The 21,907-nt window shown below is 70.0% G+C and carries 22 protein-coding genes; 18 read left to right on the top strand and 4 right to left on the bottom strand.

Annotated features, from left to right (window positions below; all coding sequences use genetic code 11):
• The first annotated feature begins 3 nt into the window (after positions 1–3).
• Positions 4–1,131, top strand: a complete 1,128-nt coding sequence (locus ACZ63E_RS22455; protein ID WP_465338053.1) for a serine hydrolase domain-containing protein — start codon at positions 4–6, stop codon at positions 1,129–1,131.
• Here the strand turns inward: ACZ63E_RS22455 and ACZ63E_RS22450 are convergent.
• Positions 1,128–2,147 carry an acyl-CoA dehydrogenase family protein gene (locus ACZ63E_RS22450; protein WP_465338052.1) on the bottom strand — a complete coding sequence of 340 codons (1,020 nt, stop codon included), beginning with the start codon at positions 2,145–2,147 and terminating at the stop codon, positions 1,128–1,130. The genes ACZ63E_RS22455 and ACZ63E_RS22450 overlap by 4 nt on opposite strands.
• A 9-nt stretch (positions 2,148–2,156) precedes the next feature.
• Positions 2,157–3,317 carry an acyl-CoA dehydrogenase family protein gene (locus tag ACZ63E_RS22445; protein WP_465307746.1) on the bottom strand — a complete coding sequence of 387 codons (1,161 nt, stop codon included), beginning with the start codon at positions 3,315–3,317 and terminating at the stop codon, positions 2,157–2,159.
• Between the two features lie 70 nt (positions 3,318–3,387).
• On the opposite strand from ACZ63E_RS22445, the gene ACZ63E_RS22440 reads away from it, so the two are divergent.
• The 14 genes from ACZ63E_RS22440 to ACZ63E_RS22375 all read left to right on the top strand — a co-directional run bounded on the left by ACZ63E_RS22440 (position 3,388) and on the right by ACZ63E_RS22375 (position 16,190).
• Positions 3,388–3,579, top strand: coding sequence for a ferredoxin (locus ACZ63E_RS22440; protein ID WP_465338051.1), 192 nt, complete (start codon positions 3,388–3,390; stop codon positions 3,577–3,579).
• Positions 3,580–3,662: 83 nt separating this feature from the next.
• Positions 3,663–4,520 carry a 3-oxoacyl-ACP reductase gene (locus ACZ63E_RS22435; RefSeq protein WP_465338050.1) on the top strand — a complete coding sequence of 286 codons (858 nt, stop codon included), beginning with the start codon at positions 3,663–3,665 and terminating at the stop codon, positions 4,518–4,520.
• Entirely contained in the window at positions 4,517–5,281 is a 765-nt protein-coding gene (locus tag ACZ63E_RS22430; RefSeq protein ID WP_465338049.1) for a glucose 1-dehydrogenase, read from the top strand. Before ACZ63E_RS22435 ends, ACZ63E_RS22430 begins: the two co-directional genes overlap by 4 nt.
• Before the next feature lie 85 nt (positions 5,282–5,366).
• On the top strand, positions 5,367–6,155 hold the full coding sequence (locus ACZ63E_RS22425) for an MlaE family ABC transporter permease (protein ID WP_465338048.1): 789 nt from the start codon (positions 5,367–5,369) through the stop codon (positions 6,153–6,155).
• On the top strand, positions 6,155–7,003 hold the full coding sequence (locus ACZ63E_RS22420; protein WP_465338047.1) for an MlaE family ABC transporter permease: 849 nt from the start codon (positions 6,155–6,157) through the stop codon (positions 7,001–7,003). Before ACZ63E_RS22425 ends, ACZ63E_RS22420 begins: the two co-directional genes overlap by 1 nt.
• On the top strand, positions 7,000–8,322 hold the full coding sequence (locus ACZ63E_RS22415) for an MCE family protein (RefSeq protein WP_465338046.1): 1,323 nt from the start codon (positions 7,000–7,002) through the stop codon (positions 8,320–8,322). The genes ACZ63E_RS22420 and ACZ63E_RS22415 overlap by 4 nt, the downstream gene beginning before the upstream one ends.
• On the top strand, positions 8,319–9,356 hold the full coding sequence (locus ACZ63E_RS22410) for an MCE family protein (protein ID WP_465338045.1): 1,038 nt from the start codon (positions 8,319–8,321) through the stop codon (positions 9,354–9,356). Before ACZ63E_RS22415 ends, ACZ63E_RS22410 begins: the two co-directional genes overlap by 4 nt.
• Positions 9,353–10,384 (top strand): MlaD family protein, encoded by a 1,032-nt coding sequence (locus ACZ63E_RS22405; RefSeq protein ID WP_465338044.1) that lies wholly within the window; start codon positions 9,353–9,355, stop codon positions 10,382–10,384. Before ACZ63E_RS22410 ends, ACZ63E_RS22405 begins: the two co-directional genes overlap by 4 nt.
• Complete coding sequence (locus tag ACZ63E_RS22400; RefSeq protein ID WP_465338043.1) at positions 10,381–11,574, top strand: MCE family protein; 1,194 nt, start codon at positions 10,381–10,383, stop codon at positions 11,572–11,574. Before ACZ63E_RS22405 ends, ACZ63E_RS22400 begins: the two co-directional genes overlap by 4 nt.
• Positions 11,571–12,716: an MCE family protein gene (locus ACZ63E_RS22395; protein ID WP_465338042.1), complete on the top strand. Its 1,146-nt coding sequence runs from the start codon at positions 11,571–11,573 to the stop codon at positions 12,714–12,716. The genes ACZ63E_RS22400 and ACZ63E_RS22395 overlap by 4 nt, the downstream gene beginning before the upstream one ends.
• Positions 12,713–13,945, top strand: coding sequence for an MCE family protein (locus ACZ63E_RS22390; RefSeq protein ID WP_465338041.1), 1,233 nt, complete (start codon positions 12,713–12,715; stop codon positions 13,943–13,945). Before ACZ63E_RS22395 ends, ACZ63E_RS22390 begins: the two co-directional genes overlap by 4 nt.
• A complete protein-coding gene (locus ACZ63E_RS22385) occupies positions 13,942–14,418 on the top strand; it encodes a hypothetical protein (RefSeq protein WP_465338040.1) in 477 nt (158 codons plus the stop codon). Before ACZ63E_RS22390 ends, ACZ63E_RS22385 begins: the two co-directional genes overlap by 4 nt.
• On the top strand, positions 14,415–14,897 hold the full coding sequence (locus ACZ63E_RS22380; protein ID WP_465338039.1) for a hypothetical protein: 483 nt from the start codon (positions 14,415–14,417) through the stop codon (positions 14,895–14,897). Before ACZ63E_RS22385 ends, ACZ63E_RS22380 begins: the two co-directional genes overlap by 4 nt.
• Before the next feature lie 63 nt (positions 14,898–14,960).
• Positions 14,961–16,190: an HNH endonuclease signature motif containing protein gene (locus ACZ63E_RS22375; RefSeq protein ID WP_465338038.1), complete on the top strand. Its 1,230-nt coding sequence runs from the start codon at positions 14,961–14,963 to the stop codon at positions 16,188–16,190.
• A 533-nt stretch (positions 16,191–16,723) separates the two neighbouring features.
• Here ACZ63E_RS22375 and ACZ63E_RS22370 read toward each other — a convergent pair.
• Positions 16,724–17,200: a hypothetical protein gene (locus ACZ63E_RS22370; protein ID WP_465338037.1), complete on the bottom strand. Its 477-nt coding sequence runs from the start codon at positions 17,198–17,200 to the stop codon at positions 16,724–16,726.
• A gap of 63 nt (positions 17,201–17,263) precedes the next feature.
• Here ACZ63E_RS22370 and ACZ63E_RS22365 point away from each other — a divergent pair, with 63 nt between their 5' ends.
• The 3 genes from ACZ63E_RS22365 to ACZ63E_RS22355 all read left to right on the top strand — a co-directional run bounded on the left by ACZ63E_RS22365 (position 17,264) and on the right by ACZ63E_RS22355 (position 20,767).
• Positions 17,264–18,505, top strand: a complete 1,242-nt coding sequence (locus ACZ63E_RS22365; RefSeq protein WP_465338036.1) for an aspartate aminotransferase type Ic — start codon at positions 17,264–17,266, stop codon at positions 18,503–18,505.
• A 116-nt stretch (positions 18,506–18,621) separates the two neighbouring features.
• Entirely contained in the window at positions 18,622–19,590 is a 969-nt protein-coding gene (locus ACZ63E_RS22360) for a ferritin-like domain-containing protein (protein WP_465338035.1), read from the top strand.
• 67 nt (positions 19,591–19,657) lie between these two features.
• Positions 19,658–20,767, top strand: a complete 1,110-nt coding sequence (locus tag ACZ63E_RS22355; protein WP_465338034.1) for an FAD-dependent monooxygenase — start codon at positions 19,658–19,660, stop codon at positions 20,765–20,767.
• Here the strand turns inward: ACZ63E_RS22355 and ACZ63E_RS22350 are convergent.
• The gene (locus ACZ63E_RS22350; RefSeq protein WP_465338033.1) at positions 20,764–21,801 is read right to left on the bottom strand and encodes a LacI family DNA-binding transcriptional regulator; all 1,038 of its coding nucleotides are present in this window, start codon (positions 21,799–21,801) and stop codon (positions 20,764–20,766) included. The two genes, ACZ63E_RS22355 and ACZ63E_RS22350, sit on opposite strands and share 4 nt — an antisense overlap.
• Positions 21,802–21,907: the final 106 nt, after the last annotated feature.

Here is a 21,907-nt window from a genome sequence, read left to right as displayed (position 1 = left end):
GCGATGCTGACCGAACTGCTGAAGCAGCACGCGGCGGACGTGCCCGGCGCGGTGGCCCTCGTCGCGAACGGCGCCCAGGTCGAGGTGGCGGTCGTGGGCTCCGCCGACGCCGAAGGCACCGTGCCGATGGCGCGGGACTCGGTGTTCCGCATCGCTTCGCTGACCAAGCCGATCGTCGCGGCGGCGGTCCTGCTGCTCGTCGACGAGGGTGAGCTCGCGCTCGACGACCCGGTCGCGCAGTGGCTGCCGGAACTCGCGTCGCCGGTGGTCGTGCGGACGCCGGCCGGGCCGGTCGACGACGTGGTGCCCGCCGTCCGCCCGATCACGGTGGCCGACCTGCTCACGTTCCGCTGTGGGTACGGCTTCGCGGCGGACATGACGCTGCCCGCGGTCGACCTGCTGCTGCAGGTGCTGGGCCACCCGGCGGCGGCGCCGCGCGACCTGACGCCGGACCAGTGGACGGCCGCGCTGGCGCAGGTGCCGCTGCTGCACCAGCCGGGCGAGGGATGGCTCTACGGCACCGGCTCGGCCATCCAGGGTGTGCTGATCTCCCGGGTGTCGGGCCGGCCGCTGCCGGAGTTCCTGGCGGAGCGGCTGTTCGAGCCGCTGGGCATGGCCGACACCGGGTTCACCGTGCCGACCGCGGCGCTGGGCCGGTTCACCAGCGCGTACCGCCCCGGCGAGGAGGGCCTGCGGCTGATCGACTCGCCGGAGGGCCGGTGGAGCGGCCGGCCGTCGTTCCCCTCCGGTGCGGCCGGGCTCGTTTCGACGGCCGACGACCTGCTCACGTTCGCCCGGTTCCTGCTGGCCGAGGGGGTCGCCGGCGACCACCGGCTGCTGACCCCGGAGTCGGTGCACCGGATGACGACCGACCACCTGACCCCGGCCCAGCGCGAAGCCGGCCGGACGTTCCTGCAGGGCCAGGGCTGGGGGTACGGCGGCTCGGTCGACGTCGAGGCGACGCGGCCGTGGGAGGTCCCCGGCCGCTACGGCTGGATCGGCGGCGCCGGCACGGCCTGGCACGTGGTCCCGGCGACCGGCACGGCCATGGTCCTGCTCACGCAGGTCGAGATGACGAACCCGGCGCCGACCCCGCTGATGCGCGAGTTCTGGACTTACGCGGCGCGCTAGGAGGCCGCCAGCTCGTCGCCGAGGGCCAGGAGCTGCGGAGTCGCCGAGCCCAGCAGGAACTCCAGGCGCTTCGCCGCCGTGAAGTACCGGTGCACCACGTGGTCGACGTCGATGCCGACACCGCCGTGGACGTGCACCGTCGTGTGAGCCACCCGGTGCCCGGCCTCCGCCGCCCAGAACTTCGCCGTCGCCACCGCTTCCGCCGACGGGAGATCGGACGCCAGCCGCCACGCCGCCTGCAGGGACGTCAGCCGCACCGCTTCGACGTCGACGTAGGCGTCCGCGAGGCGCTGGCGGACCGCCTGGAAGCCGCCGATGACGTGGTCGAACTGCTTGCGCTCGGCCGCGTACGCCGCCGTCAGCTCCAGCGCCCGCTCGACGACGCCGAGCTGCTGCGCGCACACGCCGACCGTCCCGCGCAGCCGCAGCCACTCGCCGATGTCGCCCAGCGAAGTCCCCGGCACCCCGGACAGCTCCAGCAGAGCGGCGTCCGCGTGGTCGGTCGTCTGCTGCGGCCGCACCGTCACCCCGGGCGCGGCCGCGTCGACCAGGAAGACCTCGCCGGACGCCGCCACGAGGAAACCGTCGGCGAACGCGGCGAACGGCACCGCGGACCGGGACCCGGACACCCGGCCGTCCGAAGCGGTGAAGCCGGACAAAGCGACCGTGAGCACCCGCGCGCCTCGCAGCACCGGCAGCACCCAGCGGTCCACCAGCTCCGGCGTGCCGAACTCGGCCAGCGCCGACGCCGCCATCGTGATCGACGTCAGGTACGGGACCGCGGCCACCGCGCGGCCGATCTCGGTGAGCACCGCGCACTGCTCCAGCAGCCCGAACCCGCCACCGCCGAGGGACGACGGCAGGGCCGCGTCCAGCACGCCGGCCTGGCCCAGGGCCGTCCACAAGGGAGCGTGGAAGCCGCCGGTGCCGTGCGGGTCGTGGGTGGCCTTGTCGGCGAGGATCCGCCGGGTCAGCGCGGCGAGGTCGGCCGACGCTTCGGAAGGGGTGAAGTCCACTGGACGCTCCTAGCGCGTGACGGGCAGGCCGAGGGCGGTCGCGGCGATCATGTCCCGCTGGATCTCGTTGGTGCCGCCGCCGAAGGTGAGGATCAGCGCCGAGCGGTGCAGCCGCTCGATCCGGCCGGCCAGCAGCGCGCCCGGCGAGCCGTCGCGGACGACGGCCGCTTCGCCGAGCACCTCCATCAGCAGCCGGTAGGCCTCGATCGCGAACTCCGTGCCGTACACCTTCGTCGCCGACGCCTCGGCCGGCCCGAGCTCGCTCGCCGCCGCGGCCCAGGCGATCCGCCAGTTCCGCAGCTTCAGGTACTCCGCGCCCGCGTGCACCCGCGCGAGGTGCACCCGCACCCATTCCTGGTCGATCGCGCCGGTCTCCTTCGCCCACGCCAGGACGTCGGAAAGCGCCTTGCGGACCGGCGCCGACGACGTCAGCGCGACCCGCTCGTGGTTGAGCTGGTTGGTGATCAGCGGCCAGCCCGCGTTCTCCTCGGCGACGCGTGCCGACACCGGCACGCGCACTTCGTCGTAGTAGGTCGCGCTGGTCCCCGCGCCCGCCACGGTGCGCACCTTGGTCCAGGAGAACCCGGGCGCCGACGTCGGCACGATCAGCATCGACAGGCCCCGGTGCTTCTTCGCGTCGGGATCGGTCCGGACCGCGAGCCAGACGTAGTCGGCGTACTCGATCAGGCTCGTCCACATCTTCTGGCCGGTGACGACGTACTCGTCGCCGTCGCGCACCGCGCGTGTCTTCAGCGACGCGAGGTCGGTGCCCGCTTCCGGCTCGGAGTAGCCGATCGAGAAGTGCAGCTCGCCGGCGGCGATCTTCGGCAGGTAGAACGCCTTCTGCTCGTCGGTGCCGTAGCGCATGATGGTCGGCCCGACGGTGTTCACGGTGAGGAACGGGACCGGCACCCCGGCGATCGCGGCCTCGTCGGTGAAGATGAGCTGGTCGAGCATCGGCCGGCCCTGCCCGCCGTACTCCGGCGGCCAGCCGAGCGCCAGCCAGCCGTCTTTCCCCAGCTGCCGCACGATTTCCTTGTACGCGACGCCGTCGCCGTACTCGTCACCCGCGCGGAGGCTGTCCCGCCGCTCGGGCGTCATCAGCTCGGCGAAGTACTCCCGGAGCTCCGCGGCCAGTGCCCGCTGCTCGGCCGTGTAGTCGATCCGCACCCGTCACCTCGATCCGGCGTTATAGTAGAACCTGTTCTAGTTGTACCAGGACTCACGCGGCGGAGGAAGCATGGAGATCGACGTCGACCGCTCGCTCTGCGAGGCGAACGCGGTGTGCGTGGGGTTCGCCCCGGACGTCTTCGACCTCGACGACGACGAGGAGCTGGTCGTCAAGCCGGGCGAAGTGCCCGCCGACCAGGTGGAACGTGTTTCCGATGCGGTCAAGGGCTGCCCGAAGAACGCCCTGTTCATCACGGGTTAGCACCGTTTACTGAAAGGCTTGCCCAGAACGAGAACAGATTCTAGTGTAGGCGCGAGATCCGGGACTCGACGAGGAGGCCTTGCGTGAGCCTGACCGGCAGGACAGCGATCGTCACGGGTGCCGCCGCCGGGCTGGGACGGGCCGAAGCGCTCGCCCTGGCCGCGCGGGGCGCCACGGTCGTCGTCAACGACATCGGCGAGCCGAAGGACGTCGTCGAAGAGATCGAAGCCGCCGGCGGCAAGGCCGTCGCGGTCGCCGGGGACGTCGGCGAACGCGCCACCGCGGACGCCCTCACCGCGGCCGCGCTCGACCTCGGCGGGCTCGACATCGTCGTGAACAACGCGGGTGTGCTGCGCGACAAGATGCTGTTCTCGATGTCGGACGACGACTGGGACACCGTGCTGCGCGTCCATCTGCGCGGCCACTTCCTGTTGTCGCGCAACGCCGCGAAGCACTGGCGCGACAAGTCCAAAGAGGACGGGAAGCCGGTGTACGGGCGGCTGGTCAACACCGCGTCCGAGGCCTTCCTGATCGGCTCGCCCGGCCAGCCCAACTACGCCGCGGCGAAGGCCGGCATCACCGCGCTCACCATGTCGGCCGCCCGCGGCCTGGCCAAGTACGGCGTCCGCGCCAACGCGATCTGCCCACGCGCGCGGACGGCGATGACCGAGGGCGTGTTCGGCGCCGCCCCTGCCGAAGGCGCCGATCCGCTCTCGGTCGAGCACGTCGCCCCGTTTGTCGCCTACCTCGCCTCGCCGGCGGCCGAGCACGTCAACGGCCAGGTCTTCATCGTGCACGGCGGCGCGGTCTCGCTGGTCGCGGCGCCCCGGATCGAGCAGCGCTGGAGTCTCGACGAGCTCGACACGACCGTCAGCGCGTACTTCGCCGAGCGTGACCCCGCCCGGATGTTCGCCGCCACCGAGATCTTGGAGGAGCCGTGAGGCTTGCGGGAAAGATTGCCCTGATCACCGGCGCCGCGCGCGGCCAGGGTGAGGCCGCCGCACGCGCGTTCGTCGCCGAAGGTGCGAAGGTGCTGCTCGCCGACATCCTCGACGACGAGGGCAAGCAGCTCGCCGCCGACCTCGGCGAGAACGCCGTCTACCAGCACCTCGACGTCGGCAGCGAGGACGACTGGGCGGCCGCGACAGACCGGGCGACCACGGAGTTCGGCGCGCTGAACGTGCTGGTCAACAACGCGGGCATCCTCCATTTCTCGGAGCTGGGCAAGACGACGCTGGCCGACTACGAGCGCGTCATCCGGGTGAACCAGATCGGGGCGTTTCTCGGGATGCGCTCGGTCGTTGAACCGATGACCGCCGCCGGCGGTGGCTCCATCGTCAACGTGTCCTCTGTGGAGGGTCTGGCCGGGATGCCGTACCTGATCGCCTACACCGCGAGCAAGTTCGCGATTCGCGGGATGACCAAGGTCGCGGCGATGGAGCTCGGGAAGAAGCACATCCGCGTCAACTCCGTCCACCCCGGCGCGATCGACACGCAAATGGTCGAGACCGCCGCGGGCGGGCAGAAAGTCGACATGTCGTACGTCGGGAAGAAGGTCGCCCTCGGGCGGGTCGGGCAGCCCGAGGACGTGGCGAAACTGGTGCTGTTCCTCGCCAGTGACGAAAGCGCGTACTCCACGGGTTCGGAGTTCGTGGCGGACGGCGGCGCCACGGCGTCGCACGCCCTCAACCTGAGTTTCTGACGAGGTCAGTTAACACCGCTAACGAAAATCGGGCGCCGGGTGTGGAGAAGACTCGGAGGTCAGCGACGACCTACTGGGAGGTGTGGTGAGCGAGAGCACGGGCACGCTCCCGGGAACCGCGGCCCTGACCCAGGTCGGGCGCCTCGCGACGCTGTCGTGGGAGGTCCTGCGCGCGATCTTCAAGCGCCCGTTCCAGGCCCGCGAGTGGATCCAGCAGTGCTGGTTCTTCGCCAGCGTCACGATCCTGCCGACCGCGCTGGTGGCCATCCCGTTCGGCGCGGTGATCGCGTTGCAGCTCGGTTCGCTGACCGCGCAGATCGGCGCCCAGTCGTTCACCGGCGCGGCCAGCGCGCTGGCCATCGTGCAGCAGGCGAGCCCGCTGATCACGGCGTTGCTCGTCGCGGGCGCCGGCGGCAGTGCGGTCTGCGCGGACATCGGCGCGCGCAAGATCCGCGAAGAGATCGACGCCATGGAGGTCCTCGGCGTCAACCCGATCCAGCGCCTGATCGTGCCGCGTGTGCTCGCCGCGATCGTCGTTTCGGTGCTGCTGAACGGCTTGGTCAGCGTGGTCGGTGTGCTCGGCGGGTACTTCTTCAACGTCGTCCTGCAGGGCGGCACGCCCGGCGCGTACCTCGCCAGCTTCAACGCGCTGGCCCAGGTGCCCGACCTCTGGGTCAGTGAGATCAAGGCGCTGCTGTACGGCTTCGTCGCGGGTGTGGTCGCGGCGTTCCGCGGGCTGAACCCGCCGCCCGGGCCGAAGGGGGTCGGCGACGCCGTCAACCAGGCCGTCGTGATCACGTTCCTGCTGCTGTTCCTGATCAACGTGGTGCTCACCGCGATCTACCTGCGGATCGTCCCGCCGAAGGCCATGTGATGACGGCCGAGCCCCTCGAACGCGACCGGACGCTCGAGTACATCGCGCGTCCCGGCCAGAGCCTGGAAGGCCTCGGCAAGCAGCTCGCCTTCGCGGCGAAGGCGCTCGCCTGGTCCCCGCGCACGATCCGCCGCTACAGCCGGGAAACGCTGCGGCTGCTCACCGAGGTCTGCTTCGGCACCGGCGGGCTCGCGGTCATCGGCGGCACGCTCGGTGTGATGATCGGGATGACGCTGTTCACCGGCCTGATCGTCGGCCTCCAGGGCTACTCCGCGCTCAACCAGCTCGGCACGGCCGCGCTCACCGGGTTCATCTCCGCTTACTTCAACACGCGCGAGGTCGCGCCGCTGTCGGCCGGGCTCGCGCTGAGCGCGACGGTCGGCTGCGGGTTCACCGCGCAGCTCGGCGCGATGCGGATCTCCGAGGAGATCGACGCCCTCGAGGTCATGGGCGTGCCGAGCATGCCGTACCTGGTGACAACCCGGGTGCTGGCCGGGGTCGCCGCGGTGATCCCGCTGTACGCGGTCGGACTGCTGTCGAGCTACCTCGCGTCCCGGCAGATCACCATCTGGCTCTACGGCCAGTCCGCCGGCACCTACGACCACTACTTCACGCTCTTCTTGCCCCCCGGCGACGTGCTCTGGTCGTTCGGGAAGGTGATCGTCTTCAGCGTGCTCGTCATCCTTTCCCATTGTTACTACGGCTTCACCGCCAGCGGCGGCCCGGCCGGGGTCGGCGTGGCGGTGGGCCGCGCGGTGCGGACGTCGATCGTGCTGATCTCGGTGCTCGACTTCTTCTTGTCCCTCGCGATCTGGGGCGCGAACACGACGGTGAGGATCTCGGGATGAGGCGCGAGCTCTGGCAGCGGCTCCGGTACCAGGTGCTGGGGCTGGCCTTCCTGCTCGTGGCCGCGCTGTTCATCGCGTTCACCCTCGCCGTCTACCAGAAGGCCTTCACGCCGGTGACGCTCGTGAAGCTGGAAACCGACCACGTCGGCAGCCAGCTGCGCACCGGCGGCGACGTCAAGGTCCGCGGCATGCTCGTCGGCGAAGTCCGGTCGGTGCTGGCGAAGGGCGACCACGCCGAGCTGGAGCTGGCCCTCGACCCGGACAAGACGAGCGTGATCCCGAAGAACGTCTCGGCGCGGCTGCTGCCGAAGACGCTCTTCGGCGAGCGGTACGTCTCTCTGCAACTTCCTGAGACGTCGCAGGGCGCGATCAAGGCCGGCGACGTCATCCCGCAGGACCGCAGCAGCACCGCGATCGAGCTCCAGAAGGTGCTCGACGACGTCATGCCGCTGCTGCAGGCCGTCCAGCCGGAGAAGCTGGCGAGCACGCTCACCGCGGTGTCGACCGCGCTCGACGGCCGGGGCAAGCAGCTCGGCCAGACGCTGGTGCAGCTGTCGGACTACCTCGGCAAGCTGAACCCGTCACTGCCGGACGTCAAGGCCGACATCACCGGCCTGGCGAACGTCGCGAACACCTACACCAAGGCCGCGCCGGACCTGCTGCAGGCGTTGTCCGACCTGACGACGACGAGCCGCACGATCGTCGACCAGCGCGCCCAGCTCAGCGACCTCTACGCGACGGTCACCGCGGCTTCGGTCGACCTGACGAACTTCCTGCAGGTCAACAAGGACAACCTGATCCGGCTCACCACGGCCGTCCAGCCGACGCTGGACGTGCTCGCCAAGTACGCGCCCGAGTACCCGTGCCTGATGCGGCAGCTCGCGGAGTCCGTGCCGCGCGCGGAGCTGGCCTTCGGCAAGGGCACCGCGCACCCCGAGGTCAGCCGGGTCACCATCGAGTTCGCCGCGAGCCGCGGCAAGTACCTCCCCGGCGTCGACGAGCCCAAGTACGAGGACAAGCGCGGGCCGCGCTGTTACCCGTCGGTCCCCAAGCCGGGCGTGTGGCCGCAGTACCCGCCGGACGGGGCGATCAAGGACGGCTCCAGCAAGCCCCCGCCGCCGAAGTCGCCGCCCGAGACACTGCCCGCCGGCGGTGGTGCCCTCGGTTCCGGCGGCAGCATCGTCGGCTCGGCCGACGAGTCGGACCTGATCGCGCTGCTCGCGTCCCCGGCGCTCGGCGCGCTGCCGGACCAGGTGCCCGGCTGGGCGGGGCTGCTGGTCGGGCCGCTCTACCGCGGGGCGGAGGTGGAGCTGAAGTGAGGACCTTCGTGCCGTCGCTGATCAAGCTCGCGGTGTTCGCCGTCGTCACCGTGCTGCTCACCGGCGTTCTCGCGGCCACCATCGCGAACACCAACTTCGGTGACACTTCGGGCTACCTGGCGAAGTTCACCGACGCGTCCGGCCTCAAGGAAGGCGACGACGTCCGCATCGCCGGGGTCAAGGTCGGCCAGGTCGACACGATCGAGGTCGTCGAAGGGGACCGGAACCTCGCCCAGGTGCGGTTCGACGTCGAGCAGGCCTACCGGCTGCCGGAGTCGGTGACCGCGACGATCAAGTACCGCAACCTGGTCGGGCAGCGGTACCTCGCGCTCGGCACCGACGTTCCCGGCGACAAGGCGCTGCCGGACGGCGGCACGATCCCGCCCGAGCGCACCAAGCCCGCGCTGAACCTCACCGTGTTGTTCAACGCCTTCAAGCCGCTGTTCAAGGCACTCAGCCCCAAGGACGTCAACCAGCTCTCGGCCGAGATCATCAGCGTCTTCCAGGGTGAGGGCGGCACGATCACCAGCCTGCTGCAGCACACCGCGTCGCTCACCACCGCGATCGCGAGCAAAGACCAGGTGATCGGGCAGGTCATCACGAACCTCAACACGGTCCTCGGCACGGTCAACGCCCACGGCCCGCAGCTCGGCGACCTCATCGAGCAGACGCAGAAGCTGGTCAGCGGCCTGGCCGAGCAGCGCAAGCCGATCGGCGACGCGGTGACCGCACTCGGCGACCTGGCCGTGTCGACCACCGGCCTGCTCGCTGACGCGCGCCCGGCGCTCAAGGACGACGTCGCGCAGCTCGGTGTGCTGTCGCAGAACCTCGGCGACTCGGGCGAGCTGCTCAACCACCTGCTGGAGGTGCTGCCGGGCAACCTCCAGAAGTTCACCCGGACCCTGTCCTACGGCAGCTGGTTCAACTACTACCTGTGCGGGATCACCGGCAACATCGGCATTTCCTCGCTCGACATCACCCTGCCGATCATCCCCATTCCCGGCACCCAGCGCGCGGAGAGGTGTGGTCCGTGAAACGGCTGAAGGATCGCAACCAGGCCGCGGTCGGCGCGGTGGCGCTCGTGCTGATCGTGCTCGTCACGGCGACGACGTACTTCTCCGACCAGCTCCCGTTCTTCGGCAACGGCACGACGTACTCGGCCTACTTCGGCGAGTCCGCCGGGCTGGCGCCGGACAACGAGGTCGAGGTCGCCGGCGTGAAGGTCGGCACGGTGTCGTCGGTGGCGCTGGCCGGGAAACAGGTGCTGGTCCGCTTCCGCGTCAAGGACGTCCGGGTCGGGGACGCGACGACGGCGTCTATTGAGATCAAGACACTCCTGGGGGAGAAGTACCTCGCGCTCGACCCGAAGGGCGGCGGCGCGCAGGAACCGGACACGACGATCCCGCAGGCCCGCACGCGCACGCCGTTCCAGCTGCAGGACGCGTTCGAGCAGCTGTCGACGACGGTCGGCGACATCAACACCCAGCAGCTGGCCGACAGCTTCACCGCGTTGTCCGACAGCCTCAAGGACAGCCCGCAGTACCTGAAGGACACGCTGAACGGGCTCTCGTCGCTGGCGCGCACAGTGTCCTCCCGCGACAACGACCTGCACACCCTGCTGGCCAACACGAGCCAGGTGTCGAAGACGCTGTCCGACCGCAACGCGCAGCTCCAGCGGGTGATCAGCGACGGCAACCTGCTGCTCACCGAGCTGCAGAACCGCAAGACCGCGATCCACGCCCTGCTCGCCGGCACCCAGCAGCTCTCGCAGCAGCTGACCGGGCTGGTCCAGGACAACCGCGCGCAGCTGAAGCCGACGCTGGACAAGCTCGGGAAGGTGACCGACATCCTGCAGCGCAACCAGGGCAACCTCGACCAGAGCCTGGCGCTGATGGCGCCGTTCGCCCGTGTCGGCGCGAACGCCACCGGCAACGGCCGCTGGTTCGAGGGGTACCTGTGCGGGCTCCTGCCGCCGACGATCACCGCGGCCGGGCTGTCCATCAACCCCGAAGGCTGCACCCCGCCGATCGCGGCGCCGAACCAGGGGGTGGGCGGCCGATGACCATCCGCACCTACCGCGGGCGCAGCCTGGTGACGTGGCTGGCGTTCGCTTGTGTGCTGGCTTTGCTGGTGACGGCCGGGCTGTGGCTGGTGTTCCGCGCCTCCACCGGCACGACGCTGTCCGCCTACTTCGGCAAGACCGTTGGGCTCTACGCTGGTTCGTCGGTGCGGGTGCTCGGTGTGCCGGTCGGGCAGGTCACCGACGTCACGCCGGCCGGCGACGCGGTGCGCGTCGACATGCAGGTCGATTCCGCGGAGCTGCCCGCCGACGTCGGCGCGGTGGTCGTCGCACCGAGCCTGGTCAGCGACCGGTACGTCCAGCTGACGCCCGCGTACGACAGCGGCCCGACGCTGGCGACCGGGACGGTCCTGCCGCGCGACCGCACGGCGACCCCGGTCGAGCTGGACGACCTGTATTCCAGTCTGGACAAGCTGTCGACGGCTTTGGGCCCCAACGGCGCGAACAAGGACGGCGCGCTGTCCGGCGTCCTGGACACCGCCGCCGGCGCGTTGAAGGGCAACGGCGCTTCGCTGAACTCGACGGTCGGGCAGCTCGCCGGCCTCGCGAAGACGTTGGACGGCTCGAAGGACGACCTGTTCTCGACCGTGCAGAACCTCAACTCCTTCACCGGCGCCCTGGCCCAGAGCGACCAGCAGCTCAACGAGTTCTACGGGCGTGTCGCCGACGTCAGCCGGTTCCTGGCGGCGGACTCGTCCGACGTCGGCGCGGCGCTGCAGTCCCTCGGCGGGGCGCTCGGCGACGTCCAGCAGTTCGTCAACGACAACAAGGGCGCGCTTGAGTCCAATGTGGACAAGCTGGCGTCGCTGTCGAAGGTCCTGGTCGACCAGCGTGCCGCGCTGGCCGAGGTGCTCGACATCGCCCCGACCGGCGCGACCAACTTCATCAACTCCTACGACGCCGCGTCGGGCACCATCGCCGTCCGCGACAACCTCAACGAGCTGACCAACCCGCCGATCCTCACCGTGTGCCGGCTGATCAGCGCGGGCACGCCGAAGCAGATCCCGGACACGCTGGGGAACATCTGCAAGCAGCTCGCGCCGATCCTGGACGGCGCGCTGAAGCTGCCGACGATCCCGCAGGTGCTCAACTCCCTGCAGAACGGCACTCTGCCACCGTTGCCGCTCCCGCTCGTCGACGTGATGGAACAGCTTTCCGGCGGTGCGAAGTGAAGCGGCTCGCGGGCGTGCTCGCCGGGGTGCTCGTGCTGGCGGCCTGCAGCGACGGCGGGTTCAACGGCCTCTACGGCACGCCGCTGCCGGGCGGCGCCGACGTCGGCGACCACCCGTACCACGTCACGGCGCTGTTCACCGACGTCCTGGACCTGGTGCCGCAGTCGAGTGTGAAGGTCAACGACGTCGCCGTCGGGCGGGTCGACAAGATCACCCTGACGCCGGACACGCGGTCCGCGCAGGTGGCGATGACCGTCAACGGAGACATCGCGCTGCCCGCCAACGCGCACGCCGAACTCAAGCAGTCTTCGCTGCTGGGCGAGAAGTTCGTCGAGCTGAGCGTGCCGACGGCCGAACCGGCGTCCGGCCGGCTGGGGGACGGCGCGCAGATCCCGCTCGGGCGCACCAACCGCAACCCCGAGGTCGAGGAGGTGCTCGGCGCGCTTTCCCTGCTGCTCAACGGCGGCGGTGTCGAGCAGATCCAGAAGATCAGCCACGAGCTCAACGACGCGTTGTCCGGCAACGAGCCGGAGATCCGCGCGCTGCTGTCCCGAGTGGACGATCTCGCGACACAGCTCGACGGGCACCGGACCGAGATCCTGCGGGCGATCGACGGGCTCGGGAAGCTGTCCCAGACGTTGACCGGCCAGACGCAGAACCTGTCGAACGCACTCGACAACCTCGCGCCGGGCCTGAAGGTCGTAACCGACCAGCGTGACCAGCTCGTGGGGATGCTGAACGCGCTGAACTCGTTGTCGGGCGTCGCCGTGGACACGGTCACGAAGAGCCGTGACCAGCTCGTGGCGAACCTCAAGGCGCTGCAGCCGTCGCTGACCAAGCTGGGCGAGGCCGGCTCGAACCTGCCGAAGGCGCTGCAGATCCTGCTGACCTACCCGTTCCCGGACTACGCGGGCAACGTGATCAAGGGTGACTACGCGAACGTCGAGGCGAACGTGAACCTCGACCTGGACACGCTGATCCAGAACTTCACCAACTCGTCGCAGCCGCCGATCGCGCTGCCGTCCGGGCAGCCGTCCGCGCTCGCGCCGCCGCTGCCGTTGCCCGACCTCGGCTCGGGTCCGCAGTCGGCGGGCCCCAACCTCCTGGGCGGGCTGCTCGGCCTGATCGGGGGCGGCCAGTGACCACCCGCAAGATCCGGATCCAGCTGATCGCGTTTGTCGTCATCGCCGTGGTGTCGGTCGTCTACGCCGGCGGCCGGTACGCCGGGCTGGACCGGCTCTTCGGCAACCGCGGCTACGTCGTCACGGCGCAGCTGACCGACTCCGGCGGGGTTTTTGTCAACTCCGAGGTCGCCTACCGCGGGGTCACGGTCGGCCGGGTGACGGGCATGACGCTCACCGAGCACGGCGTCGACGTCGCCCTCGACATCGACGCCGGCGCACCGGACATCCCGGCCGACGCGCACGCGCAGGTGGCGAACCGGTCGGCGGTGGGGGAGCAGTTCGTCGACCTGCTGCCTCTGCACGACGGCGGGCCGTTCCTCAAGGACGGATCGGTGATCACCCCCGACAAGACGTCGCTGCCGCCGTCGCCGGACACCGTGCTGACCCACCTCGACGACCTGGTCGCGAGTGTGCACCCGGAGTCGCTGCGGACGGTCGTCGACGAGACGTACAACGCGTTCGCCGGTTCCGGGCCCGAGCTGCAGCAACTGCTGGACAGCACGGGGTCGCTGACGGCGGTGGCCGCGCAGTACGTCCCGCAGACGCAGGGGCTGCTCGCGAACTCGCGGATCGTGCTGGACACCCAGCAGCGGCAGGCGGCGAACATCACCGACTTCGCCGCCGGGCTCCGCACGATCTCGGGCCAGCTCAAGAAGTCCGACCCGGACCTGCGGCGGGTGATCGCGGAGGCGCCGAAGCTGAGCCGTCAGATCAGCGACGTGCTCGCCGCGTCCGGCACCGATCTGGGGGTGCTGTTCGCGAACCTGCTGACCACGGCGCAGATCACGTCGTCACGGAAGGATTCGGTAGAGGAACTGCTGGTGGCGTACCCGATCATCTCGGCGTTCTCGCCGTCGACGTCCCCGGACGGCACGGGTCACCTCGGTGTGGTGCTGAACTTCTTCGACCCGGCTTCGTGCACGAAGGGTTATGAGGGGACGAAGCAGCGTCCGGCGAACGACACTTCCGAGGCGCCGGTGAACATGAACGCGTACTGCGCGGAGCCGCCGGGCAGCCCGACGGGGGTGCGCGGCTCGCAGAACGCGCCGTACGCGGGCAAGCCGCCGGCGATCCCGGCCGCGCCTTCGCAGACGGCTGCTTCGGCTCCGCAGCCCCTGCCGGGAATGCTGAGCCTGCTGACCGGGCCGTCGGCGGGCGGGCTGGGCCGGCTGCTGGGCGCGCCGTGAAGGTTCTGGTCGTGGCCGCGGTGCTTTCCGTGCTGGCTGCGCTTTTTTCAGGGTGGTCGTGGTGGCGGGCCGCTTCGGACGACTCGGCCGCCCGGGGACGCGACCGCGACGCCGTGCTGGCCGCGGCGGGACCGGAACTGGTCACGCTGAACACGATCGACTACCGCTCGGCCGGAGCCGACGTCGACCGCTGGATCGCGGCGACGACGGGGCAGTACGGGAAGGATCTCTCGGGCGATCGGCAGTTGCAGATCGACCGGGCCACGACGGCGCGGACGGTGTCGACGGCTTCGTTGGTGCAGGCCGCGGTGACTGAGGTTTCCGCTGACTCGGCCCGGTTGCTGGCGGTCCTGGACGTGCGGGTGTCCACCGGTGGTTCGGCTGCTTCGCCTCGGCTCAACCGGTTGACCGTGGATGTTCTGCGGTCGTCGGAGGGGTGGAAGATCTCGGGTGTGCAGGCGGCCGGGTCATGACGCGGGTGTTGGCTGCTGTCGTCGTGGTGGCTTTGGGGTGTGCCGTTTGGTTCGGCGTTGAGGCGGCTTCGCTTTCCCCGGGGGACAATCAGGCTTTGGTGGATACTGCGGCTACTGCTTCCGTCTCTTCTGAGGTGAGTGACGCGGTGAAGGCTTCGTTCTCTTACGACTACGCCAATCTGGCTCGGACTGAGCGGGCTGCTGCCGACCTGCTGACCGGGGATGCTGTGGGGCAGTACCGGGATCAGTTCGCTTCGGCTCGTGCGCGGGCTTCGGCTGAGAAGCTGGTTCGGACTACTACAGTTCGGGCTGTGGGAGTTCGTTCTCTGCAAGGGGATGACGCTTCGCTCTTGTTGTTCTTGGATCAGCAAACTGTTGCTCAGGATGGGGGTGCTCCTTCGTCCTCTGTTGCCCAGTTGGCTGTTACCGCCAAGCGGGTTGATGGGCGTTGGAAGCTTGCTGGGCTTACAGCTCTCTGAATTTCCCTGTGTTCATCCCATTGAGTGATGACCACGTGTTCGAACCGTCGGTAATCTTGGTGCGTGGACAGCGAAACGGTATGGCAAGCAGACGCGGTGGCTTTGGCCGACCGTGTCAGCACGCTGCTTGCCGTGGTGCGGTCCGCCGAAGCCGAAATCGGTTCGCTGCTCATGGAAATCGAGACACGGGGTGTGCTCGAACTCTTCGGATACCGCTCGGTCACGCGGTTGTTCGAACACCTCGCCGACATTCCCCGGGCTGCCGCCGACCGTGTCGTGAAACGCGCCCGCGCCCTCAACCCCTCCCGCGCTCTCGACGGCACCCCACTTCCCGCGCTCGCCCCCGCCACCGGCACTGTGGCTGCCGGTGGGTCGTTGAGCGCGCCGATGATCGACACCATCGTCGAAGTCCTCACCCACATCCCCGTCGAGCACCGCGACGAGGCCGAACAGAGCCTGCTGTCCTACACCGCCGAAGCCGGCCACCACCAAGTCGCCGCGCTCGGCACCCGGATCCTGGCCCACCTCGACCCTGACGGCACCCCACCCGACACCACCGAACCCGCCATCCCCCACCGCGAACTGTCGCTGCGGCGGAAAAGAACCGGGATCTGGGAGCTGACGGGGCGTCTCGACGACGAAACCGGCACCCGCGCCGGCGCCCTGCTCGACTCGTTGGCCCAGCGCTACACGACCGAGGAGGGCCCGGACATCCGGTCCCCGCAGCAACGCCACGGCGACGCGTTCTCCGACGCGCTCGACCTCGCGTTGAACTCCCCCGACCTGCCACTGCAGGCGGGGGAACGCGCCCACGTGATGGTCGCCGTCCACCTCGACGCGCTGAAGTCCGGTATTGGTGCGGCCACCCTCGGCGACACCGCCACGATGACCGCGGCCGAGGCCCGGGTGCATGCCTGCGACAGCATGGTGATCCCCGCGGTGCTCGGGGAGAAGAACGAACCGTTGAACCTGGGCCGGCTACGCCGGTTGATCTCGGCGGGGCTGCGGCGGGCGTTGTTCCTGCGGGACCGGGGTTGCGCGTTCCCGGGCTGTCCTCGTCCGCCGCGGCATTGTCAGGGTCATCACATCCGTCATTGGGCTGAGGGCGGCCCGACGGATCTGGGCAATCTGGTGTTGTTGTGCGCGCATCATCACCGGTTGCTGCATCGTTCCGGCTGGGAGGTCCGCATCGCCGCCGATGGTCTCCCGGAGTTTCTGCCGCCGGTGTTTTTGGACAGGCGCCGAAAACCCAGGCGCAACAACCTGCATCAACCTTTGCCGTTCGCGGCGTGAGGAATTGAATAAGGGGACAGGCCCGCAGCCACCGGCTACGGGCCTACACCCACGCCCCCACAACAACTTCGGACGACCACACCACTCGCCGCAGATCATCATCAGCACCAGATCCGCAATCCAGGCGCCCCCCACATCAGCGCCCAGGTTCATGTGCCGGAGCCGCCACGGGCCAGTGGAAGGCAGACCCGCACCGCACTCGCCGGTCGGCGCGCCCGAGCGCCTGTCCCGGATTCGCAGTCGGGCCGTCCGCATCGCCAGCGCCCAGGTTCATGGGCCGAAGCTGCCGCCGCGCGCTAGCGGAAGCCGGGTCTGCACTGCATTCGCCCATCGGCGCGACCGTGCGCCTGCACGGGTTTGCTGTCGGGCCCGGTCGGTGCCCAGGTTCGTGTTCCGAAGCTGTCGTCGTGGGCCAGTGGAAGCCGGGCCTGCGCTGCACTCACTCGTCGGCGCGACCGAGCCGGCGATGATCAGCTACTCGAGTCTCGCGGCCTTGCCCCCAACCCCACCTCGGCGAAGCCGTCACGGCCGACCTACCCGTCCCAGACCGAAGCACCCTGCCTCAAGACCTCAACCCCGGACGGAGCCGCCACCGGCCACAGCTCCACCACATACCGGTAATGCTCCCCGAACTCATGATCATTCCACTCGGCCGACGGCGGCCCAGCCGGCACGTACGAAACCCGCGCCCGGTACAAACCCGGCAACACCGAAAAGAACTTTTCCTGCGACGGATAGTCAACAGGACCGGAAATCACCAGCTTCCCGCTCGGAACCGGAAGATCTGCTTCCACGACGTGCTCCGCATCGGCCATCAGAGCCGGCGCCGACGGAACCAACGTCACCGACGACTCGACCAGGTCCGACCGCGCCGTGGCGATGGCCACGCCGCCCGGCTCCGCCCCGATGCGGTGGTCCACCGCGGCCGGGGTCCAGCCGCTTCCGGTCAGGCGGGAAGCTGAGTCGCGCAACGAGAACTGACGCTGGTCGGCGTGGACTACCAAGTGCACACCAACCACCCTAGCCAGGACCCGCCCCGAAATGGTATCGACGCCGGGTTTAGCGTAAACGCCATGACCACTGCTTCCGTCGACGTCGACTCGGCCCGCCGCGACTACGCGGCCCTGGTCGACCGCGGCCTCTCCCTCGACATCACCCGCGGCAAGCCCTCCCCGGAGCAGCTCGACCTCGCGAACGGCCTGCTGACCCTCCCCGGCGAGGGCGCCTTCAAGGCCGAGGACGGCACCGACGTCCGCAACTACGGTGGCCTCAAGGGCCTGCCGGAGCTGCGTCGCATCTTCGCCGGGCCGCTGCAGGTTCCGGCCGAGCAGCTGCTGGCCGCCGGCAACTCCAGCCTCGAGCTGATGCACGACGCCGTGGTGCAGGCGCTGCTGAGCAAGCTGCCCGGGGCCGAGCGCCGGTGGGCCGACGAGCCGCACGTGAAGTTCCTCGCTCCCGTCCCGGGATACGACCGGCACTTCGCGCTCACCGAGCGGTTCGGCATCGAGCTGGTCCCGGTCGCGATGACCGACGAGGGCCCCGACATGGACGCCGTCGAGACGCTGGTCGCCGAAGACCCCGCCGTCAAGGGCATCTGGTGCGTGCCGAAGTACAGCAACCCCACCGGAGTCACGTTCAGTGACGACGTCGTGCGGCGGCTCGCCACCATGACCACCGCGGCGCCCGACTTCCGGATCTTCTGGGACAACGCCTACGCCGTGCACCACCTGACCGACGCCGAGCCGGCGCTGGCCGACGTGCTCGCGCTGGCCACCGAGGCCGGCCACGCCGACCGCGTCTTCGTCTTCGGCTCGACCTCGAAGATCACCTACGCCGGCGCCGGTGTGGGCTTCTTCGGCGCGTCCGAGGCCAACCTCGCCTGGTGGACCGGCAACATCGGCAAGCGCACCATCGGCCCGGACAAGGTCAACCAGCTGCGCCACGCCGCCTTCCTCAAGGACTCCGACGGCGTCCGCGCGCACATGCGCAAGCACGCCGAGGTCATCGGGCCGAAGTTCGCGGCCGTCGACCGCATCCTCACCGAGGAGCTGTCCGACCTGGCGTCCTGGACCAAGCCGACCGGCGGGTACTTCATCTCGCTGACCGTGCCCCAGGGCACCGCGAAGGAGGTCGTGCGGCTGGCGAAGGAGGCCGGTGTCGCGCTGACCCCCGCCGGGGCGACCCACCCGCACGGGAACGACCCCGCCGACGCCGTCATCCGCATCGCGCCGACCTTCCCGAAGCTCGCCGACGTCGAAGCGGCCGTCCGGGCGCTGGCCGTCTGCGTGCGGCTCGCCGCCGCGCAGCGCTCCTGACCTGCGCAAACAGAATCGGCGAGAACTTTTTCCCGATTTGACCGAGCCGGGGGCCGTCCGGGTACGTATGACCGGTGGGTGAGGTGGACGAACTCGTCACGAGAGGACGTCCCCCGGTGTTCGGAAAACGCTACACACAGCAGCTCGTCGAGCGCAGCGCGGAGAACGCGACCGACCGCCGCCGCTTCCTCAAGGCTGCGGGAGCGGCGGGGCTCGGCGTCGCGGGTGCCGGCGCGCTCGGAACCGCGCTTTCGCTGGGCCTCGGCTCGGCGGGCGCGACTTCGCAGTACCCGGAGCAGAACGCGCAGGACGCCGCCGCCAGCGACGCCGCGGTGCTGAACTTCGCGCTCAACCTGGAGTACCTCGAGGCGAACCTGTACTCGTTCGCCGTCTACGGCTACGGGCTGAACGAGAAGTACGTCAACGGCGTCGGCAACCTGGGCAAGGTCTCCGGCGGGCACGCCGTGAAGTTCAAGAGCGAGCACACCAAGCAGATCGTCCAGGAGATCGCCGGCGACGAGGTCGCCCACGTCACCTTCCTGCGCAAGGCGCTCGACAAAGCCGCCGTCGCGCAGCCGGAGATCGACTTCCAGAACAGCTTCACCGCCGCCATGCAGGCCGCGGGCGTGATCAAGGAAGGCCAGACCTTCGACCCGTTCGCGAGCGAGAACAACTTCCTGCTCGCCGCGTTCCTCTTCGAGGACGTCGGCGTGTCCGCCTACAAGGGCGCGGCGCCGCTGGTGAACAACAAGACGTTCCTCGACGCGGCGGCGGGCATCCTCGCGGTCGAGGCCTACCACGCGGGCATCGTGCGCGGGCAGCTGTTCGAACGCGGCCTCGGCGACGTCACGAACAAGATCTCCGACGCCCGCGACAGCCTCGACGGCAAGGCCGACGACGACGAAGGCGTGCTCAAGGACGGCAAGGCCAACCTCGTCCCGGCGGACGCCAACGGCATCGCGTTCGGGCGTTCGGCCGACCGCGTGCTCAACATCGCCTACCTCAACCCGGACAAGGTGAACTCGGGCGGCTTCTACCCCCGGGGCCTCAACGGCGACATCGCCGCCAGTGGCGCCAAGGAGTGAGCGCCGCGTGCCGCCGTCACGGTAACGTCGTAATCGGCGGCACGCGGAGTCCACGAGGGGGAGCACGGTGCGAGTACTGGTCGCGGGTGGCGGGATTTCCGGCACGGTCACGGCGATGGCGGCGAAGCTCGCCGGACATGATCCGGTGGTCTTCGAGACCTACCCGGCCGGCGGGGACGACATCGGCGCGTTCCTCACGATCATGCACAACGGCATGGACGCCCTGCGCGCGATCGGCGCCGACCGGCCGGTGATCGACGCCTCGTTCGCCGCGTACGGCGTCGAGCTGGTGGTGCCGACCGGGGAAACCGTCGGACGGCGTGAGTTCGACACCGAAGGCCTCGACGGCCCACGCACCCTGACCCGCGCCACGCTCTACCGCGTCCTGCAGGACGAAGCCACGCGCCGCGGTGTCCCGCTGAAGCGCGGCAAGCGCCTGGTGGACGCTCGGACCGGGGCCGGCGGAGTCATCGCGGAGTTCGCCGACGGCACCACCGAGACCGGAGACGTGCTGGTCGGCGCCGACGGCCTGCGCTCGGTCGTCCGGCGGCTGATCGACCCGGCGGCGGACGAACCGCGCTACACCGGGCTGACCGTCGTCTACGGCTACACGCGCGCTGCGGGCCTGCCGTCGGCGCCGGGGATCTACCGGATGGTCCGCGGCAGCAAGGCGGCCTTCGGGTTCACGACCGACCCGGACGGCGCCACGTTCTGGTTCGCCCGCATCCCGGACGCCGAGCGCTCCCGCGAGGAGACCGCGGCCGTCACCCCGGCCGGCTGGCGCGAGTTCGCGCACACGACGTTCGCCGACGACAACGCGTTGCCCTGCGCGGAAATCATCGCCGCCACGGGCGACGAAGTGTTCGGCGGGCACTCCTACGACGTCCCCGAGACGCGGATCTGGTCGACCCCCGAGATGGTCCTGACCGGCGACGCCGCGCACGCCGCGTCCCCGGCCGCCGGGCAGGGCGCGTCGATGGCCTTGGAGGACAGCGTGGTCCTCGCGCAGTGCCTGCGCGACCTGCCGGATCCGAAGACGGCTTTCGCGGCGTACGAAGGGTTGCGGCGCGAGCGGGTCGAGAAGCTCGTGAAGGCGAGCGCCGGTGGCGACGTCGGCGAAGAACGCGGCTGGCTCTACTCGCACCACATCGACTGGGACACGAAGATCACCGGCTAGGTGCCGCACGAGTCGCGGACCACCAGTTTCGTCGGCAGGTGCACCGGGTCCGGCGCCGTCCCGGTTTCGATCATCGCGAGCAGTGCGCCCGCCGCCGCCGTGCCGAAGCCCGGTTTGTCCTGGGCCACCGTCGTCAGCGCCGGGTCGACCAGCGACGCCACCTCGATGTCGTCGAAGCCCACCACCGCCAGGTCCGCCGGCACCCGCAGGCCGGCCGCGCGGGCCGCCAGCAGGGCGCCGACCGCCATCTCGTCGCTGGCCGCGAACACCGCCGTCGGCGGGTCCTTGCGGGCCAGCAGCCGGCGCATGCCGACAAACCCGCTTTCGCGGTAGAAGTCGCCGGTGACCACGTAGTCCTCCCGTGCCGGCAGGCCCGCTTCGGCCAGGCCACGCCGGTATCCCTCGGCGCGGGCGGCGGCGGGGGTGTTGCCGCGGGGGCCGGTGATCGTCGCGATGCGCTGGTGGTCGAGTGCGGCCAGGTGCCGGACGGCTTCCGCCGCGCCCGCCGCGTTGTCCGACGTCACGTAGGTCGCCCGCGGCCCCGACAGCGCCACGTCCACCGCGACGCACGGCAGCCCGGACTGGGCGAACGTGGTGAACGCCTCGGCGTCGGTCCCGCTGTCGATCAGCACCAGCCCGACCAGGTGGTGCCGCCGGGTCATGCCGATGTAGGCGACCGGGTCGGCCAGCGACACGCCGGGGTTGCGGTCGCGGGCGTCGTCGCTCGTGGCGAGCAGGAGCAGGTGGTACCCGTGCGAGCTGAGCGCGGACTTGAGGCCCAGCAACAGGTCCTGGAGGAACGGGTGCCGCCAGCCGGGCCGCCGGTGGTCGGTGTCCCAGACCAGCCCGACCATCGCCGACTGCTGCCGGGACAGCGCCCGCGCCGACTCGTTCGGCGAGAAGTCGAGCTCCCGGGCGACCCGCTCGACGTGTTCACGCGTGGCCGCGCTGACCGTCGCGGGGCGGTTGAACACCCGGGACACGGTCGCGACCGAGACCCCGCAGAGCTGGGCGATTTCGCGGGCCGTGACCATGGTGACCTCCTGGGCTGTAACCGGTTACATCTGTAGCACATGATCTCTGTCTGCGGAAATCCGCCAGTAAGTTACTTTTTCGTTACTTGACGAACCAGGCCTGGGA

The sequence above is a fragment of the Amycolatopsis sp. NPDC104819 genome, from assembly GCF_055583145.1.
The sequence above is the reverse complement of the archived record's forward strand: the minus strand, read 5'-3'. Positions and strand labels throughout refer to the sequence as shown.